We start from the raw sequence: 17720 nt of genomic DNA, 5'->3' as shown, positions 1-17720 counted from the left end.
TACTGAAAGCAGGATACAGCGATAAACGTGGCGCCTTCTCGACTAAAGGAGTTTCAAATGATTAAGCGTGTAATTGTGGTCGCTCTGACCGGTATGATGCTGGCAGGTTGTAGCAATACCAGTACGCTGTCGGGTGACACCTACAGTGCCAGTGAAGCCAAGCAGGTGCAGAGCGTTTCATACGGTACGTTAGTTTCTGTTCGTCCGGTGAAGATTCAGGGCGGCAGTGAGAGCAACGTCATTGGTGCCATTGGCGGTGCCGTACTCGGTGGCTTCCTGGGTAACACCATTGGTGGCGGTACCGGTCGCAGCCTGGCGACTGCCGGTGGTGCGGTACTGGGTGGCGTAGCCGGTCAGGGCGTTCAGGGCGCACTCAACAAAACGGATGGCGTCGAGCTGGAAATCCGCAAGGATGATGGCAACACCATTATGGTCGTGCAGAAACAGGATGCATCCCGTTACTCCGTCGGTCAGCGTGTTGTGATGGCGTCTAACGGCAGCCAGGTAACCGTTTCACCTCGCTGAGGTGACTAAATAAAAAACCGACGCCCGGGCGTCGGTTTTTTTATTTCTCTTTATGCTGAAGTTCGAGGATGTTTTTCTCCAGCCGGGCGATCAGCGTCACCATCTGACCGATCTCCTCCTGACTGATTCCGGAGAGGATATCATCGCGCGTTTCATCAATAACGCTTTCAACCTGTTCGATAATCGGTTCCGCCTGCTGCGTCAGCTTAATACGCTTGGCGCGTCGATCGTTGGCGCAGGTTGAACGGGTAATCAACCCTTTCTCCTCAAGCTGATCCAGTGTTCGCACCAGCGACGGCTGTTCAATTCCAATCGCCTTAGCCAGCTGAATCTGAGACTGTTCAGGCGGCAGTTGATGAATATTGTGCAACGTCACCCAGTGAGTCTGAGTCAGCTCAAGCGGCTTCAGCCGCTGATCAATCAACGCGCGCCAGATGCGCACCAGGCGAGATAAATCCGTTCCGAGTGGCGTATCCATTTCATCTCCTTATAATTAGCTTGCTAGCTATCAAGCCAGATTTTACACTATTCTGCGAGTTTACAGGACAAATTACAAATCCCGGACCAGCCCCACTAACGCGACCGCGCGCGGAATCTGCCGTCTGGGTTAACGAAGGATGTTATCACGTGCTCACTCCTGCGCTTTCAGGGGCGAAACCGCTGACCGACCTGGTCGTGGGAGCCTCTCTCTTTTTCCCGCCGATGTTTAAAGCGGTAATGCTCGGCTTCTTTTTCTGGCTGCTGATCCACCCGCTGGTACGCGGCTGGATCTACTCAGGTGATGTCTGGCATCCCACCCTGTTCGACCTCTCTCTGTTTGTGCTGTGCGTTACCGCCGCACTCTGGCTCATCAGTCATGGATAATCGGGATGAAATTTAACGCGTTAAAATATTTCTCTACGCTGATTGTCTTTGGACTGGCGCTGCTGGCGGGTGGCTGGCTGTGGAATTACTACATGCAGTCGCCGTGGACACGCGATGGTAAAGTCCGGGCGGAACTGGTCGATATCACGCCTGAGATTTCAGGCCGGATCACCCGGCTTCAGGTGCGGGACAATCAGTTCGTGCATCGGGGCGATCCTCTGCTGACGCTGGATCCCGTGCCGTGGCAGATCGCCCTCGACAATGCCGCCGCTCAGCGCAGCAAAGCGCAGGCCGACCTGGCAAAGGCGCAGCATGAATTTAACCGCCGTAACGGCCTGCCGCGCAATGTTATTTCCGCTGAGGATCTTGATGCGGCACGACTGAGTGCCGGGGCTGCGGCCGCCAGTGCCAAAGCCGCACAGGCAGAGTGGGAACGGGCGCGCTGGAATCTTCAGCAGACGACACTGACCGCGCCGGTAGATGGCTGGGTCACCAACCTGACGCTGCGACCGGGTAACTATGCCTCAGCGGGAACGCCACTGTTCGCCCTGGTCGACGGTCACTCCTGGTATGTGATGGGCTATTTTGAAGAGACCAAACTGCGTCATATTCAGGCCGGTGCGACCGCGCAGGTCGTGCTCTACAGCAACGGCATGCAGTTACAGGGTCAGGTCGACAGCATTGGCCGGGCCATCTATGACCAGAGTATTGAAACCGATAGCGGGCTGGTTCCCGATATCAAACCCAACGTGCCCTGGGTGAGGCTGGCACAGCGTGTGCCCGTTCGCATTCGCCTCAACCCGTTACCCGCCAGCGCCGACCTGGTCGCGGGTACCAGCTGCACAATTACGATTCAGCCATGAATATGCAGTGGCTGGCGTGGGATCAGCTGCCCTGGATTAAGGCCAGCGGCGGACAGTGGCGCTATGCGTTGCGCAATGCTATCGCCATGTGTCTGGCACTCAGCATCGCCTATGGACTCGATCTCGATGAGCCCTACTGGGCGATGACCTCTGCTGCCGTGATCAGTTTTCCTACGGTCGGCGGTGCGATCAGCAAAAGCCTCGGGCGCATCGTCGGCAGCCTGCTGGGGGCCAGTGCCGCGCTGCTCATCGCCGGGCACACGCTGAATGAGCCCTGGCTGTTTACTTTTGCTATTGCCGGCTGGCTGGCGCTCTGCACCGGCATCGCCAGTCACTTCCAGAATAACGTCGCCTATGCCTTTTCACTGGCGGGCTATACCGCGGCGATTATTGCGTTCAGCAGCGTCAATATCACAGATATCACCTCGCTCTGGACGATCGCCCAGGCTCGCGTCTGTGAGGTCATCTCGGGCATTTTATGCGCCGGACTGATGATGATGGTACTGCCAAGTACCTCAGATGGAGAGACGCTGATTACGTCACTGAAGCAGATGCACGACCGCCTGCTGGAACATGCTGTGCTGCTGCTGCTGCCCTCGGCCAGCGACACTATTCGCGTTGCGCATGAGAATGTGATTAGCCAGATTCTGACCATGAACCTGCTGCGGATCCAGGCGTTCTGGAGTCACTATCGCTTTCGCCGCCAGAATAACGTGCTGAACTATGTGCTGCATCAGCAGCTGCGGCTCACCAGCGTGCTGTCGAGTCTGCGCCGCATGTTGCTGAACTGGCCGGATGCGCCAGAGACACTTTTCGCGGCACTGCAGCAGCTGCTGGCGGAGCTGGCGAAACCCGCGTGTGACAAGTACCGGCTGGCGCAGATCCTGCGCAGCGTGACGCCTGCGGCGGATGGCGACTACCGGCAGCGTGCCTTTTGCCAGCGACTGCGCTATTTCTGCTGGATGTATCTTAACGTGCAGCGCTGGATTCGCCTGCTGGATCGGGCTGATGCAGATACCCGCTTTCAGCCGCCGCCCGTTCCGGCGCTGGCCCGGGACAGTGACAGCGCCGAAGCGGGCTGGAGCGCCCTGCGCACCTTCTGCGTCATCGTCCTCGGCTGTGCTTTCTGGATCAACACCCAATGGTCGTCCGGTGCCGCCGCGCTCACCCTGACCGCCATCGCCTGCGTGCTCTACGCCTCCTCGCCCTCACCTGGGGGTAGCGTCACCCTGCTGCTGAAAACGCTGCTCTGGTTGTTTATCTTCAGTTTTGTGATGAAGTTTGGCCTGATGGTACAAATCAGTCAGCTGTGGCCTTTTCTGCTGCTGCTCTTTCCGCTGCTGGTGACGCTGCAGCTTTTCAAACTGCAGCAGAAACAGCGGGCCGGGATGTGGGGACAGTTTATCGTCTTTATGGGCTCGTTTATCGCGGTGACCAATCCCCCGGACTGGGATTATCAGGCGTTTTTTAACGACAACATCGCTAAAATTTGTGGTGTGCTGCTGGCCTGGCTGGCATTTCAGATTTTACGGCCCAGCTCCGACGCACGGCGCAGCCGTCGCCATATCCGCGCGCTGCGGCTGGCGTTTCTCGATCAGCTGCGTCAGCGTCCCCGGCTCAGCGAGAGCCGCTTCGAATCGCAGATTTATCATCGAATCAGTCAGCTCAGCCACAGCCGGGATGAGCAGGCGCGTGTCTGGCTGCTGCGCTGGGGCGTGGTACTGCTTAACTGTTCGCACATTGTCTGGCAGCTGCGGAAGTGGCGTGCCGAATCGGCGACGCTGCTGGCGTTTCGCGAGGAGAGTCTGCGCCATCTGCAGCAGATTATGAGCAGCCGGGGGGTGCAGCACAGCTCGCTGGATCGGACGCTGGCAGAACTGGAGGCAACCCTGGCCGCGTTGCTGGCGCTGGAAAGCCATGAGGCCAGCGAACTGGCGGGTATCATCTGGCGTTTACGCTGTTCGCTGGCCCAGCTGAAGCAGGCGGTGCCTGCCTGATCACTGACAATATTGCTGCTGCTGGCGGTTGAAGTCCTCCTGCAGCTGTTGCAATGTTTTGTGGCCTTCAAAGCGGGTTTTGTCCATGCCCGTCATCGGCTCGATCACCAGCGCTTTCTCATCCGGTGAAAAGATAAACCGGCGCGTCAGTTCGCTGCCGGTGAAACTCTGGCCCTGGATTCCGCCACAGACCATCGTCATGGTGTGACGATAGATGGTGGTGTCGGTAAAATTGGTTTCAGTGGCGCTGCGAAAGACCTGATCGCACCCCTGCTTCTCCAGCTTTCGCACCATGTTGCGGCTCAGCCATTCGCGCCCTTTGGCAATCTTTTCGCAGGTAATACGCATCGGACTGGTGTCGATAGTGCGCTGAAGCTCACGACCGGTTTCGGTCACCAGTTGCGTATCATTGGGTTTATCGCATCCGACCAGCAGCAGACACAGCAGTAATGCGCCCTTCACTTTCATTTTTCCTGCTCCTTCCCCGTCACGCTTTCGTACCTGAATCAATATCATAGGGGGGAAATGCCGGGGATGGTACAACAATTACTAAACAGGCGGATGAAATGCGGGCGGCGGGTGTCGGCCGCCCGATAACGTCAGATAACGCCGCAGGCATAGCGCGCCCCGCCGCCGCCCTGCGGTTTGGGATGGTCGGCGTGATTATCCCCACCGGCATGCACCATCAACGCCTTGTCCTTAATCTCCTGCAAAGATTTCAGCCGCGGTGCCAGCACCGGATAAGTGGCCTTGCCCGCGTCATCCACATAGATTGCAGGTAAATCGCCCAGGTGACCTTCGCCATAAGGCCCCAGATGTTTACCGCTGTTAGCCGGATCAAGATGACCGCCCGCCGCACCAGCGGCAACGACCTTGCCCTCAGCATCGCCCGGCTCACAGCTCCCTTTTGCGTGAACATGGAAGCCATGAATGCCTGGCTTAAGCCCCTGCAGTTCGGGCGTGAACTGCAGGCCATACTGCGTCTCGTCGATCCTGACGGTGCCCAGCGACTGACCGACGCCTTCGGCGGTAACCTGATGGATGGTAACCTCCTTGCTGGCAGCCTGAGCTGAGCCGCAGGCGATCAATGCATATAGCGCAACTGCTTTCAGTTTCATGGTGACTCCATTTGCAGACCAGGGTGTGCGATAAGTCTGGTTGCTGTTACGCTGGTTTGCCGGAAATTGACGCAGTTTTACGCTTCAGGGCACATCAAACCCCAGGGCGGCTTTACGAATGCGGAACCATTGCTGACGCGTCAGCGTCAGGTCAAGCGCTCCGGCGACCTCACTTACCCGTGCCGCTTTGCCTGAACCGATAATCGGCAGCGGTCGCGAAGGCAGCATCAGTATCCAGGCGTAGACCACCTGATCCAGGCTGGTTGCACCGGTTTCCTGTCGGATCGCGTCCAGTTCATCACGCAGAGGCTGGAAATGAGGATCGGTAAACAGGCGGCCTCCGCCCAGGCAGGACCAGGCCATCGGCCGGATACGCAGTTGCTGACATTGATCCAGCGATCCGTCCAGCAGGACGCTTTGCTGCACGGGAGAGATCTCCAGTTGATTAGTGACCAGCGAGAACGGCAGGCGGGATTGCAGCAGTGAGAACTGGGCAGGCGTAAAGTTAGAAACGCCAAAGTGCAGCACCTTGCCGCTCTGATGCAGCGCCATGAAAGCATCTGCAACCTCGTCCGCTGCCATCAGTGGATCGGGTCGATGGATCAATAACAGGTCGAGACGATCGGTGTGGAAATGGCGCAGCGAATTTTCCGCGCTCTGCAGGATGTGCGCTTTATCGGTGATGTAGTGGCCAATCTGATTTTCGGGCCGGGCGCGAGTGGCAATACCACATTTGGTCACAATCTGCAGCCGATCGCGCAGGCCGGGGGCCAGCTTGAGCGCCTCACCAAATGCGGCTTCGCACTGGTAATCCCCATAGATGTCCGCATGATCGACGGTGGTGATCCCCAGGTTCAGATGATGCTCAATAAACGCGACCCGCTCCTGAGGCGACATGCCCCACTCCATCAGGCGCCAGTACCCCATAACCAGCGGTGAAAAGACGGGACCCTGTAAGGCGATGGCCTGCGGTTCTGACATGACGTTCTTCCTGTTGCGCATTAGCTGAAATTAGCGTGTCAGAGAGTATAACGGAAAGCAGAATGCAGACAGCTATCAGAACAACTCTGGCTGCTGGGGTTCGTGCGGCTCCTCACCTTTCTGCGGCCGTTGCATGCGCAGACGGCGCTGCTGGCACAGGCGAATGACTTCACGCTTTTGCGCATCGCTGAAGCGCAGCCAGTTAAACCGCTCGTCGCGGCTGCGTAAACATCCCAGACAGTAGCCGCGTGCATCCGTCTGGCAGATACCGCGACAGGGGCTGGGAACCGGGAAAAACTCAAGCTGTTCGGCCACCACGCCTCCCGTTTCAAAGAATACAGCGTTAATTAAAAGCGTAGCCTGGTTGATCAGGAAGTCCGCCCCGCACGGCCAGAATTATCCCGTTCCTGGCCAGTTATGTGAACACTCTGTGCGAAATGGACCCTGTCGCGTTGCATCAGACCGACCGGTCTACTAATCTCTTTGCCATGAATAAAAGTCTACAGCGTAATGAAACCCGCGAACACCTGCTGCAGACAGGTGAGCAGCTCTGTCTGCAGCGCGGCTTTACCGGCATGGGGCTGAGTGAGCTGCTGACCCAGGCGGCGGTGCCGAAAGGCTCCTTCTACTACTATTTCCGCTCTAAAGAGGCGTTTGGCGTGGCGCTACTGGAACGCTACTTTGCGCGTTACCTGCAGGATGTGGAGCTTCAGCTTAATCAGACTCATGGCACGCCAGCGGAGCGTCTGCTTAATCATTTCCGTGCCGCTGTTGAGCTGTTTGTTCAGCAGGGGCATATCGTGGGCTGCCTGGGCGTCAAAGTTTCAGCTGAAGTATGCGACCTCTCTGAGCCGATGCGCGTGGCCCTGCAGCAGGGAGCAGCCAAAATCACGGCCCTCTACGCGCGGACGCTGCTCGCCGCAGTGGAGCAGGAGTCACTTGAGCTTCCACAGCCTCCGGCGCAGATGGCAGAGCTGTTGTCGCTGCTGTGGCTTGGCGCCAGCCTGCAGAGCAAAATTTCCCGCGAGGCGCAGCCACTGCGCCTCGCATTGAGTACCATCGAACAGTGGCTCAAACGCCACTGATTTTTAAAAAACGTGTTTGTAGACGACTGGTCTACTAATCAGGAGCTATTATGGCGAGTACCCAGCTGTTTCGTCCGCTGAAAGTTGGCGCAATTACCGTCCCGAACCGCGTCTTTATGGCACCGCTGACCCGTCTGCGCAGCATTGAGCCAGGCGATATCCCGACGCCGATGATGGCGGAATATTACCACCAGCGTGCCAGCGCCGGCCTGATCATCACCGAAGCGACCCAGATCTCCTTCCAGGCGAAAGGCTATGCCGGTGCGCCAGGCCTGCACACCCAGCAGCAGATTGCAGCGTGGAAAGACATCAACAACGGCGTGCATCAGGCGGGCGGCCACACTGCCGTACAGTTATGGCATACCGGTCGGATTTCGCATAACAGCGTGCAGCCGGAAGGCAAAGCGCCTGTTGCGCCTTCAGCCCTGCCTGCAGGAACCCGCACCTCTCTGCGTGCGGAAGATGGCAGCGTTTATCGCGAAGAAACCTCTGTACCACGCGAACTGACCGTGCCCGAGATTCAGCAGATCGTGGCTGATTTTGGTCAGGCTGCGGCTAACGCGCGTGAAGCGGATTTTGACCTGCTTGAGCTGCACTCGGCGCACGGTTATCTGATCCATCAGTTCCTGGCTCCTGACTCCAATCGGCGTACCGATGAGTATGGCGGCAGTATCGAAAAACGTGGCCGCTTTGCGCTGGAAGTCGTTGACGCGGTCATCGCCAACTGGTCAGCCGATCGCATCGGTATTCGCGTATCACCTATTGGCAGTTTCCAGAATCTGGACAACGGCCCGGACGAAGAAGAGGCGGCGCTGTGGTACATCGGCGAGCTGGCGAAACGCAACATCGCCTATCTGCACCTCTCAGAGCCAGACTGGGCGGGCGGCAAACCTTACACCGACGCTTTCCGTCAGAAAGTGCGCGATCTTTTCCCGGGAGCTATCATCGGGGCCGGTGCCTATACCGTAGAGAAAGCGGATGATTTGATTGGTCGCGGTCTGATTGATGCGGTCGCCTTTGGTCGTGACTACATCGCAAACCCGGATCTGGTTGAACGTCTTCAACAGGATGCGCCACTCAACCCGCAGCGCCCGGAGAGCTTCTACGGCGGCGGCGCGGAAGGGTATATCGATTACCCGACGCTGTAATCGGGTCCGGCTGTCGTCCGGGACGATGACGGCAGCCATTATTCACAGGCGATTTTGATCGCTATACTTAGCGCTGGGTCATCCGGCGATGGCGTTTTTATTTCAAAGAGGATGTTATGCGTTTACTTCATACCATGCTGCGCGTTGGCGATCTGCAACGTTCAATCGATTTCTACACCCGTGTGCTGGGCATGCGCGTGCTGCGTCAGAGCGAAAACACCGAATATAAATACACCCTGGCCTTTGTGGGCTACACCGATGAAAGTGAAGGGGCGGTCATTGAGCTGACCTACAACTGGGGCGTCGACAGCTATGACCTGGGCAACGCCTATGGCCATATCGCGCTGGGCGTGGATGACGCAGCAGCGGCCTGCGAACGCATCCGTAATGACGGTGGTAAAGTCACGCGTGAAGCCGGCCCGGTTAAAGGTGGCTCGACCATTATTGCCTTTGTTGAAGATCCCGATGGATACAAAATCGAGCTGATCGAAAACAAAGATGCCGGTAAAGGCCTTGGCAACTAAATGGCTTCTCAGCCTGCCCGCCCGGGCGGGCTGAATCCCCTTCTCTGCGCTCTATCTGCTGCACCCGGCCCTGTTTTTTGCCATAATGCGCGCTGCCCTTTTTCTGCAGCGAGATCCTGATGTCTGAATCGAATTCCCCTAATGCACTCAATCAACGTTTCCGTGGCTTCTACCCGGTGGTGATCGACGTTGAGACCGCAGGTTTCAATGCGCAGACCGATGCGTTACTGGAAATTGCCGCTATTACGCTGAAAATGGATGAAGAGGGCTGGATTGGGATTGATCAGACGCTGCATTTCAACGTCGAACCCTTTGCCGGATCGCTGCTGCATCCGGAAGCACTCGCCTTTACCGGCATCGACCCCAGCAATCCCCTGCGGGGCGCGGTCAGCGAGTATGAAGCGCTGCACGCTATCTTCAAAATGGTACGTAAAGGGATTAAGGACAGCGGCTGTAACCGCGCTATCATGGTGGCGCACAACGCCACGTTCGACCTTAACTTTATGTCCGCCGCAGCGGAACGTGCCAGCCTGAAACGTAATCCGTTCCATCCGTTTGCCACCTTTGACACCGCCGCCCTGAGCGGACTGGTGCTGGGACAGACCGTACTGGCGAAAGCCTGTATAGCCGCGGGAATGGAGTTTGACAGTTCACAGGCGCATTCCGCGCTTTATGATACTCAGCAGACGGCAACCCTGTTCTGTGAGCTGGTTAACCGCTGGAAACGTCTGGGCGGCTGGCCGCTCCCCTTTGCCGGAGACGCTGCCGACGCAGACGCCGGGGAAACGGCGTAATCGTGCACAATGAAAAAGGCCGACGTGATGTCGGCCTTTTTTTTATTCTGCTTCTTTAAATTTTTCTGCGGTCTCTTTGATCAGTGACTGCAGTTCACCACGCTGCAACATCTCAACGATGATGTCGCATCCGCCGACCAGCTCGCCATCAACCCACAGCTGCGGGAACGTAGGCCAGTTGGCGTATTTCGGCAGCTCGGCACGAATGTCCGGGTTCTGCAGAATATCCACGTAAGCAAAACGCTCACCACAGGCTGACAGCGCCTGCACCGCCTGTGCAGAGAAACCGCAGCTTGGCAGTTTCGGGGAACCTTTCATGTACAGCAGGATCGGGTTTTCTGCGATCTGGCGCTGAATTTTTTCTACAGTACTCATAATTGCCTTCCTTAATTCGCGACTTCGTGTTTGTTTATTGTAGCGACTTCGCAGCTGGACTGAAAACGAGATTTTGCCTGCTGCCCGCCTGAATAGCCATCATGGTTAAGTTATGTCGCAATGCGTCACATTTCCTGATGATTAACAGTGGATAACAGATTAATAATTCGTAATAGTTTTGCTGATATAAGACGCTGAAAATGTTCATTTTCGACGCAATTTCGATGGTTACAAAGATTAATAATAAAAGGCCTTACAGTTTTTAAAAGAACTGGACTAGAATGGCCTGGGCGCTGATCTTTGATCAGATTAATCTCAACTTTGTCACGGTGCGTAGTGGCCATGACAACTTAACTGACTAACGGACTATGCGTTTAATCATTACGCTTTTCATGCTGGCCTTTGCGCAACTGTTTTTCAACACTGCCGCTGCGTCGCCTCACGCACCGGTGAACGTCAGTACGCATAAAGCAGAGAAAAAGAGTGCGCGCGACGATGAACGTCGCAAGCGTCGCACGGTCAAAACGGTCACAAAAAAACCGCGCGTGACGCCGGTTCAGAAACTCAAAACAAAGAAACAGAAAAAAGCTGAACTCACCGCGACACAGACACCTGCTAAAAAGACCTCGCTTAAAACTGCCCGTATCAGCAAGAATCATGAAAAGAAACGTTATGGTCATCAGCGTACGCTGAAAACTGCCGACGCGGACGCCCGCGAAACCGGCACGATTAAAATGAGTAAGTCTCACCGTCAGCGTTACCAGAAAGCGCGTGAAACGGCGATGACAAAGCTGATGGGCCAGCTGGGTAAACCCTATCAGTGGGGCGGAACATCACCGCACACGGGTTTCGACTGCAGTGGCCTGGTCTGGTACGCCTACAAAGATCTGGTGAAGTTTAAGATCCCACGCACCGCGAACGAGATGTACCACCTGCGTGATGCCGCGCCGATCAAGCGTGAATCACTGGAGAAAGGGGACCTGGTCTTCTTCCGCATTAATGGCCGCGGCACCGCCGATCATGTCGGTGTTTACCTGGGCGACGGCAAGTTTATTCAGTCGCCACGTACCGGCAAAGATATTCAGATTAGCGCCTTAGGGGAAGATTACTGGCAGCGTCACTACATCGGTGCCCGCCGGGTTATGACGCCGAAAACTATCCGCTGAACCGCAACACAGCCAAAAAAAGCCGGGAAAGTCCCGGCTTTTTTTTAGTGCAGAATGGCGGTAAAACTAAAGGCCACAATCATCAGCAGACAGCCAACGGTGGTCATTAACGCCAGTTTGAGATCGGAACTCATTGCTCACCTCTTAACCTTACTGTTTTCAGGGTTACTCCATTTTCCCACAGGATACGGTAAAAATCTCGTTTTATCCGCCCAGCCTTGTTAGAATCCCGCTTTCGTTGCGCAACGCGCGCAACGCTGATTCCGTTTGCGCATCTTTTCAGGCGTGTTTACCTCCGCCAGCGGCTGTTCAGCCGCCATAAACGCGGCATTTTTGCGAAAAATTCCCTGAGCATACGCAAACGTTTAACATTAAGCTTATCATAGCGTTAGATAAGCACTGGAGTCCGATTCTCATGGCAACAATAAAAGATGTGGCAAAACGCGCTGGCGTCTCCACAACCACCGTTTCGCACGTCATTAACAAAACCCGCTTTGTCGCTGAAGAGACGCGTGATGCGGTCTGGCAGGCGATTAAAGAACTGCACTACTCGCCGAGCGCCGTGGCACGCAGCCTGAAAGTGAACCACACCCGCACGCTGGGGCTTCTGGCTACCTCCAGCGAAGCGCCCTACTTCGCTGAAATTATCGAAGCCGTTGAGAATCACTGCTTTGATAAAGGCTACACGCTGATCCTGGGTAATGCGCATAACGATCTGCAAAAGCAGCGCGCCTATCTCAGTATGATGGCGCAGAAGCGCGTAGACGGCCTGTTGGTGATGTGCTCCGAATACCCGGACGACCTGCTGCAGATGCTGGAAGAGAACCGTAATATCCCGATGGTGGTGATGGACTGGGGCGAATCCCGCGCTGATTTCACCGACACAGTGCTGGACAATGCCTTCCAGGGCGGTTATCTGGCTGGCCGCTATCTGATTGAACGCGGACACCGTGATATCGGGGCTATCCCCGGCCAGATGGAGCGTAATACCGGTGGCGGCCGCCATGCCGGTTTCCTGAAAGCGCTGGAAGAAGCAGGTATTCAGCCACGGGACGAATGGATTGTTCAGGGTGACTTTGAGCCGGAATCAGGCTATCAGGCAATGCAGCAGATCCTGTCGCAGAAACAGCGTCCTACAGCGGTGTTCTGTGGCGGCGACATCATGGCGATGGGCGCGATTTGTGCTGCCGATGAGATGGGGCTGCGCGTTCCTCAGGATATTTCGGTGATCGGATATGACAATGTGCGCAACGCGCGCTATTTCGCACCAGCCCTGACCACCGTTCATCAGCCAAAAGCCCAGTTGGGTGAAAAAGCGCTGGATATGCTGCTGGACCGTATCACCAGCAAACGCGAAGTGTCGCAAACCATTGAGGTTCACCCGACGCTGATCGAACGTCGTTCCGTCGCCGACGGCCCGTTCCGCGACTACCGACGTTAATCTTCGCTTAACCACTCCTGATTAAGCGTCTGTGCATCACCCAGATAGCTGAGCAACCAGCCTGTCGCGGGTGATGCACGATCTTCTGCCCAGCTGACGCAGCAGGGACTGTCCGGAAAGGGAACCGGCAGCGTCAGCTCGGCCAGATCGCCGCTGTCGAGCAGTGGCCTGGCCAGATGACCGGGCACCATCGCCACACACAATCCAGCCTGCACACACTCCAGCCCGGTCTGCCACTCCGGCACGACCAGCCTGCGCTGATTATCCAGCGTCCACGTCATGCGGCGCGGCAACGCCCGCGAGGTGTCTTCCAGTACCAGTGACGGCCAGCTGCGCAGTGTGTCATCATCGATCTGGCTTGCCTGCGTCAGAGGATGATCGGGCGCGACTACGCAGCGCCAGTTCAGTGTGCCCATATCGCGGAAGGCAAAACGTCCGCCTACCGGTATGGCCTGAGTGGCGCCAATCGCGATCTCCACCCGCCCATCAGCCAGTGCATCCCAGACACCATTAAACACTTCATAGCTGATGCTCAGCTCCATGTCCGGAAAGTGGCGATAGAAATCTTTGACCAGCTGACGGGTACGCTGAGGCTTGGCGATACGGTCAACGGCAATACTCAGCTGGCCGCGCCAGCCATTCGCCAGCTGCTGACACTGTCTGCGGGTAGCGAGCATTTTTTTGATGACGCTGCGCCCTTCGCGCACAAAATGTTCCCCAGCCGGAGTCAGTACCACTTCCCGATGCTGACGTTCAAACAGCGGGACTGCCAGCCACTGCTCGAGCTGGCGCACGGTGTAGCTGATGGCAGAGGGCACCCGATGCAACTCCTGGGCTGCCGCGCTGAAACTGCCTCCGCGGGCTACCGCGTCAACCACCTCTAATGCATATTCGGACCACATAATCAGCCTTCAAAAATTTTAACAGCAATCGGCAAATATTAGCGTTTCACAGCAGCGAGCGCACCTTTTACACTCTGCCGCGTTTATCCTGCAACCCTGAGAATCAGATGTTATCGAACAAAGGATTTATGCCCTATCTTGCCCTGCTGAGTATGCTGGGCTTTCTGGCTACGGATATGTACCTGCCCGCATTCGGTGCGATGCAGCAGACTTTTAACACCTCACCCGGACTGATCAGCGCCAGTATGAGTCTCTTTCTGGCGGGCTTCGCCTGTGGTCAGCTTTTCTGGGGTCCGCTCTCGGACAGGATTGGCCGCAAGCCAGTTCTGCTGGCCGGCCTCGCGCTGTTTGCCGTTGGCTGCGCCGGCATGCTGTGGGTCAGCGATATCTCTCTGATGCTGGTACTGCGTTTCGTTCAGGCGATTGGTGTCTGTGCCGCTGCCGTGAGCTGGCAGGCGCTGGTGATAGATCGCTATCCTGCCGCCCGCGCCAGCAAAGTGTTTGCCACCATCATGCCGCTGGTCGCCCTTTCCCCGGCCCTGGCGCCGTTGCTGGGTGCCTGGCTGATCGGTCACTTCCACTGGCGGTCCATTTTTCTGGTACTGACGCTGATTGCGGTCGCGCTGATCCTGGTGACCTTACGTCTGCCCACCGCACGTAAGGCTGCGGAAGAGAAAAAATCCCAGCCCGGCTTCTTTACGCTGCTTAAATCAGGCCTCTACCGCGGCAATGTGCTGATCTACTCCGCCTGCTCTGCCAGCTTTTTCGCGTGGCTGACCGGTTCCCCCTTTATCCTGGCGGATCTGGGCCTTTCGCCCGCCGATATCGGCCTGAGCTATGTGCCGCAAACGCTCGCTTTTCTGATGGGTGGTTTTGGCTGTCGTGCCTTGCTCAACCGCTTTAATGGCGCACAGCTCCTGCCTGTGCTGCTGGGAATTTACAGCCTGAGCATTCTGGCCCTGTTCGCCGTAGCGCTTGCAGGCAACAGCACCCTGGCTGGGCTGATGGTGCCCTTCTGCGGCATGGCGCTGGCAAACGGCGCAATCTACCCGATTGTAGTCGCCAGTGCGCTGATGCCGTTCCCGCACGCCACCGGTAAAGCGGCCGCGCTGCAGAATACGCTGCAGCTGGGACTCTGCTTCATCGCCAGCCTGGCCGTGTCGGCGGGCTTAACCCAGCCCCTGTTTACCACTACACTGATCATGACGATAACGATCCTGCTCGCGCTGATCGGTTACGTTATGCAGCGCGCCGCAAGCGCACAAACGGTTGTTGCCTCCTCGCAGTCTGCCTGCCAGGATAATCCGTAACACACTGACTTTTAGTTAGCACCCTAACAATAAGTCATTGAACATTGACCCGCGTGAGAATACACTCATGCGGGTCAACTAATCTTTAGCAATTCAAAAACATAATAACGTAGTAACTTGATTGGCAGCCTGTTGCCGGGACGGTATCTGCACGCGTTATTCTTACCTTCCGCCCTGACACAGGCCATTCCAGTCCTCTGTACCACACAGTTAACCGGTGTGCGGAGTCATCCGTTACGTTTTTCAACGCCTGACAAATTGGCTACTCTTTGTTCAGGCTCAGACTGGACAGGTGGTGGAAAAGCTATGAGTTCATCTTATGCAGAAGCAGTAAGCCCTGAAGAGAATCCCTGGTTTCACATCGTTCATGAACTGCTGGAAAAAGCGGATATCGAAATTAACGGTTCACGTCCCTGGGATATTCAGGTCACTCATCCTGGCTTCTTTAAACGAGTCCTGCAGGAGGGATCGCTCGGGCTCGGTGAGAGCTACATGGATGGCTGGTGGACATGTGATCGGCTGGATATGTTCTTCCATCGCGTGCTTAAGCACAGACTTGATCAGCAGCTTCCGCATCACTTCAAAGACACGCTGCGTATCGCCGCCGCGCGATTAACGAATCTGCAATCGAGAAAACGGGCCTGGATTGTCGGCAAAGAGCATTACGACCTGGGTAACGACCTTTTTTCACGGATGCTCGATCCCGCCATGCAATACTCCTGCGGCTACTGGAAAGAGGCCACGACGCTGGCGGCCGCTCAGGAAGCCAAACTGGATATGATCTGCCGTAAGCTGGCGCTGAAGCCGGGGATGTCGCTGCTGGATATCGGCTGTGGCTGGGGCGGGCTGGCGGAATTTGCCGCGCGTCATTATGGTGTCAGCGTGCATGGCGTGACGATCTCTGCCGAACAACAGAAGCTGGCGCAGCAGCGCTGCAGCGGCTTAGATGTCACTATTCTGTTGCAGGATTATCGCGATCTCAACGAGCAGTTTGATCGCATCGTATCGGTGGGGATGTTCGAGCATGTCGGCCCGAAAAACTACGCCACTTACTTTGATGTCGTCGATCGCAATCTGAAGCCAGACGGGCTTTTTCTTTTACACACGATTGGCGCGATCAGGACGGATATGCGTGTTGATCCCTGGATCGATAAATATATTTTCCCCAATGGCTGCCTGCCTTCGGTGCGTCACATCGCAGATGCCAGCGAACCCCATTTTATTCTGGAGGACTGGCACAACTTCGGGGCCGATTACGACAGAACCCTGATGGCGTGGCATGAGCGTTTTTTACAGGCCTGGCCGGAACTGGCTGACAGCTACGGCGAACGCTTTAAACGGATGTTCACCTACTATCTTAACGCCTGCGCCGGGGCCTTCCGCGCGCGCGATATCCAGCTGTGGCAAATCGTTTTCAGTCGGGGCGTTGAGGGCGGATTGCGGGTAGCACGATAGCGTCCGGCTGGCATGGCGCGGCTGCCGGGTCTTGCCACAGCGCACAGGCGTAACGCGCAGGAAACAGGTTCAGAAAAGAAGGTGCCCCACCGTCCGGAAAACAGACCTGCCGGGCCAGGCTAACGCCATGCGTCAGCCTGGAAAAGGGGCACCTCCGGGAGGGATGCACCAGGATGCGGACCAGGCTGAGCCTGTCATCGCGTGGCTTAAGTCTCTTCCGGACCTGCCCCCTGCTCTCTGCAACGTTACGGCGTCACGGCAAACAGGACCCGATTTTGTTATCACAACTTCAGGCGCGTTCGCGCCTTTTACTCATTTTCTGCGGCAGGCTGGCCGGTCAGCACTTTCATCGCCGCTTCAGCATCGCGCTGGGCGAGGACACGCTCAACGGTATCGACTATCGCCTGAGTGTGCGGATCGATCTCAATGTTAACCCGCTGACCAAAGGTTTTCGTGCCCAGCGTGGTGCGTTCAAGCGTTTCCGGAATCAGATAAACACAGAATTTCGTTTTCGTGACGTCGCCGACTGTCAGGCTGATGCCATCAATACCGACAAAGCCCTTATGCAGGATATATTTCATCTGCAGCGGGTCCTGGATTTTAAACCAGACTTCACGGTTATGTTCCGACTGGATAATCTTGCAGATTTCCGCAGTGGTCATGATATGACCTGACATCAGGTGGCCACCAATCTCATCGCCGAACTTCGCGGCACGCTCAATGTTGACCACGTCGCCCTGACGCAGATCGCCAAGATTAGTGACGCGCAAGGTCTCTTTAATCAGATCGAAACTGACAAGGTCACCCTTGATGGCCGTTACGGTCAGGCAGCAGCCGTTATGCGCAACAGATGCCCCCAGCGCCAGCCCTGGCAGAAGTTCTCCCGGCAGGCGGACAGTATGGGTTCGAAACAGCTCTTTTTCTTCAATGGACACGATTTCAGCAGTGCCCTGCACAATACCGGTAAACATAGTCTTTGCCTCTGCGAAGTTTGGGCTATTCTATCACAGCTCAGGTTCGCTGTTGGATTTCAGCCCGCACGCCCCCGCCCTTGAAGCGATAAAACGCATCGTGTGACAAAGATTGGCGAATGCGGTTGCGCCAGTTACACTTACTCGCGCAATTTTCCGGGCGTCTCTGCCCTTTTAATTTCATTAACTCGTCAGGTGTTA

21 protein-coding genes are annotated in these 17720 nt (G+C 56.3%); 12 read left to right on the top strand and 9 right to left on the bottom strand.

Annotated features, from left to right (window positions below; translation table 11 throughout):
- The first annotated feature begins 57 nt into the window (after nt 1–57).
- Nucleotides 58–525, top strand: coding sequence for an outer membrane lipoprotein SlyB (gene slyB, locus ACLHDD_RS05560; protein WP_427103280.1), 468 nt, complete (start codon nt 58–60; stop codon nt 523–525).
- A gap of 40 nt (nt 526–565) precedes the next feature.
- On the opposite strand, the gene slyA is transcribed toward slyB, so the two are convergent.
- Nucleotides 566–1003: a transcriptional regulator SlyA gene (gene slyA, locus ACLHDD_RS05555; RefSeq protein WP_128086633.1), complete on the bottom strand. Its 438-nt coding sequence runs from the start codon at nt 1001–1003 to the stop codon at nt 566–568.
- A gap of 149 nt (nt 1004–1152) precedes the next feature.
- Here slyA and ACLHDD_RS05550 point away from each other — a divergent pair, with 149 nt between their 5' ends.
- From ACLHDD_RS05550 to ACLHDD_RS05540, 3 genes are read left to right on the top strand one after another with little or no spacing between them, the layout of a single operon-like run.
- Nucleotides 1153–1389 (top strand): DUF1656 domain-containing protein, encoded by a 237-nt coding sequence (locus ACLHDD_RS05550; protein ID WP_427103279.1) that lies wholly within the window; start codon nt 1153–1155, stop codon nt 1387–1389.
- 5 nt (nt 1390–1394) lie between these two features.
- Nucleotides 1395–2252 (top strand): efflux RND transporter periplasmic adaptor subunit, encoded by an 858-nt coding sequence (locus ACLHDD_RS05545; protein WP_427103278.1) that lies wholly within the window; start codon nt 1395–1397, stop codon nt 2250–2252.
- Nucleotides 2249–4249, top strand: coding sequence for an FUSC family protein (locus ACLHDD_RS05540; protein ID WP_427103277.1), 2001 nt, complete (start codon nt 2249–2251; stop codon nt 4247–4249). The genes ACLHDD_RS05545 and ACLHDD_RS05540 overlap by 4 nt, the downstream gene beginning before the upstream one ends.
- Here ACLHDD_RS05540 and ACLHDD_RS05535 read toward each other — a convergent pair whose 3' ends face one another.
- The 4 genes from ACLHDD_RS05535 to ACLHDD_RS05520 form a co-directional block, all read right to left on the bottom strand.
- Entirely contained in the window at nt 4250–4717 is a 468-nt protein-coding gene (locus ACLHDD_RS05535; RefSeq protein ID WP_427103276.1) for a hypothetical protein, read from the bottom strand.
- Between the two features lie 131 nt (nt 4718–4848).
- Nucleotides 4849–5367 (bottom strand): superoxide dismutase [Cu-Zn] SodC, encoded by a 519-nt coding sequence (sodC, locus tag ACLHDD_RS05530; protein ID WP_427103275.1) that lies wholly within the window; start codon nt 5365–5367, stop codon nt 4849–4851.
- Nucleotides 5368–5451: 84 nt separating this feature from the next.
- Nucleotides 5452–6348, bottom strand: coding sequence for an aldo/keto reductase (locus tag ACLHDD_RS05525; protein WP_427103274.1), 897 nt, complete (start codon nt 6346–6348; stop codon nt 5452–5454).
- Between the two features lie 75 nt (nt 6349–6423).
- A complete protein-coding gene (locus tag ACLHDD_RS05520) occupies nt 6424–6663 on the bottom strand; it encodes a DUF1289 domain-containing protein (RefSeq protein WP_128086194.1) in 240 nt (79 codons plus the stop codon).
- Between the two features lie 173 nt (nt 6664–6836).
- On the opposite strand from ACLHDD_RS05520, the gene ACLHDD_RS05515 reads away from it, so the two are divergent.
- The 4 genes from ACLHDD_RS05515 to rnt all read left to right on the top strand — a co-directional run bounded on the left by ACLHDD_RS05515 (nt 6837) and on the right by rnt (nt 9899).
- Nucleotides 6837–7433: a TetR/AcrR family transcriptional regulator gene (locus ACLHDD_RS05515; protein ID WP_427103273.1), complete on the top strand. Its 597-nt coding sequence runs from the start codon at nt 6837–6839 to the stop codon at nt 7431–7433.
- Nucleotides 7434–7483: 50 nt separating this feature from the next.
- On the top strand, nt 7484–8581 hold the full coding sequence (locus ACLHDD_RS05510) for an alkene reductase (protein WP_427103272.1): 1098 nt from the start codon (nt 7484–7486) through the stop codon (nt 8579–8581).
- 116 nt (nt 8582–8697) lie between these two features.
- Nucleotides 8698–9105 carry a lactoylglutathione lyase gene (gene gloA / locus ACLHDD_RS05505; RefSeq protein ID WP_427103271.1) on the top strand — a complete coding sequence of 136 codons (408 nt, stop codon included), beginning with the start codon at nt 8698–8700 and terminating at the stop codon, nt 9103–9105.
- A gap of 119 nt (nt 9106–9224) precedes the next feature.
- Entirely contained in the window at nt 9225–9899 is a 675-nt protein-coding gene (gene rnt, locus ACLHDD_RS05500; protein ID WP_427103270.1) for a ribonuclease T, read from the top strand.
- Between the two features lie 42 nt (nt 9900–9941).
- On the opposite strand, the gene ACLHDD_RS05495 is transcribed toward rnt, so the two are convergent.
- Entirely contained in the window at nt 9942–10277 is a 336-nt protein-coding gene (locus ACLHDD_RS05495) for a Grx4 family monothiol glutaredoxin (RefSeq protein WP_179291196.1), read from the bottom strand.
- 365 nt (nt 10278–10642) lie between these two features.
- Between ACLHDD_RS05495 and ACLHDD_RS05490 the strand changes: the two genes are divergently transcribed.
- Nucleotides 10643–11440: a C40 family peptidase gene (locus ACLHDD_RS05490; RefSeq protein ID WP_427103269.1), complete on the top strand. Its 798-nt coding sequence runs from the start codon at nt 10643–10645 to the stop codon at nt 11438–11440.
- A 44-nt stretch (nt 11441–11484) separates the two neighbouring features.
- Here ACLHDD_RS05490 and ACLHDD_RS05485 read toward each other — a convergent pair whose 3' ends face one another.
- The gene (locus tag ACLHDD_RS05485) at nt 11485–11574 is read right to left on the bottom strand and encodes a YnhF family membrane protein (RefSeq protein WP_427103268.1); all 90 of its coding nucleotides are present in this window, start codon (nt 11572–11574) and stop codon (nt 11485–11487) included.
- 281 nt (nt 11575–11855) lie between these two features.
- Between ACLHDD_RS05485 and purR the strand changes: the two genes are divergently transcribed.
- On the top strand, nt 11856–12881 hold the full coding sequence (gene purR / locus ACLHDD_RS05480) for an HTH-type transcriptional repressor PurR (protein ID WP_427103267.1): 1026 nt from the start codon (nt 11856–11858) through the stop codon (nt 12879–12881).
- Here purR and punR read toward each other — a convergent pair.
- Nucleotides 12878–13783 (bottom strand): DNA-binding transcriptional activator PunR, encoded by a 906-nt coding sequence (gene punR / locus ACLHDD_RS05475; protein WP_427103266.1) that lies wholly within the window; start codon nt 13781–13783, stop codon nt 12878–12880. The two genes, purR and punR, sit on opposite strands and share 4 nt — an antisense overlap.
- 107 nt (nt 13784–13890) lie before the next feature.
- Here punR and punC point away from each other — a divergent pair, with 107 nt between their 5' ends.
- The gene (gene punC / locus ACLHDD_RS05470; protein WP_427103265.1) at nt 13891–15093 is read left to right on the top strand and encodes a purine nucleoside transporter PunC; all 1203 of its coding nucleotides are present in this window, start codon (nt 13891–13893) and stop codon (nt 15091–15093) included.
- Nucleotides 15094–15399: 306 nt separating this feature from the next.
- On the top strand, nt 15400–16548 hold the full coding sequence (gene cfa, locus ACLHDD_RS05465) for a cyclopropane fatty acyl phospholipid synthase (protein WP_427103264.1): 1149 nt from the start codon (nt 15400–15402) through the stop codon (nt 16546–16548).
- 308 nt (nt 16549–16856) lie between these two features.
- Here the strand turns inward: cfa and ACLHDD_RS05460 are convergent, their stop codons facing one another.
- Nucleotides 16857–17519, bottom strand: coding sequence for a riboflavin synthase subunit alpha (locus ACLHDD_RS05460; RefSeq protein ID WP_427103263.1), 663 nt, complete (start codon nt 17517–17519; stop codon nt 16857–16859).
- Between the last annotated feature and the right edge of the window lie 201 nt (nt 17520–17720).

The sequence above is a fragment of the Pantoea sp. NSTU24 genome (genome assembly GCF_050157905.1).
Taxonomy (GTDB): Bacteria; Pseudomonadota; Gammaproteobacteria; order Enterobacterales; family Enterobacteriaceae; genus Pantoea.
The sequence above is the reverse complement of the archived record's forward strand: the minus strand, read 5'-3'. Positions and strand labels throughout refer to the sequence as shown.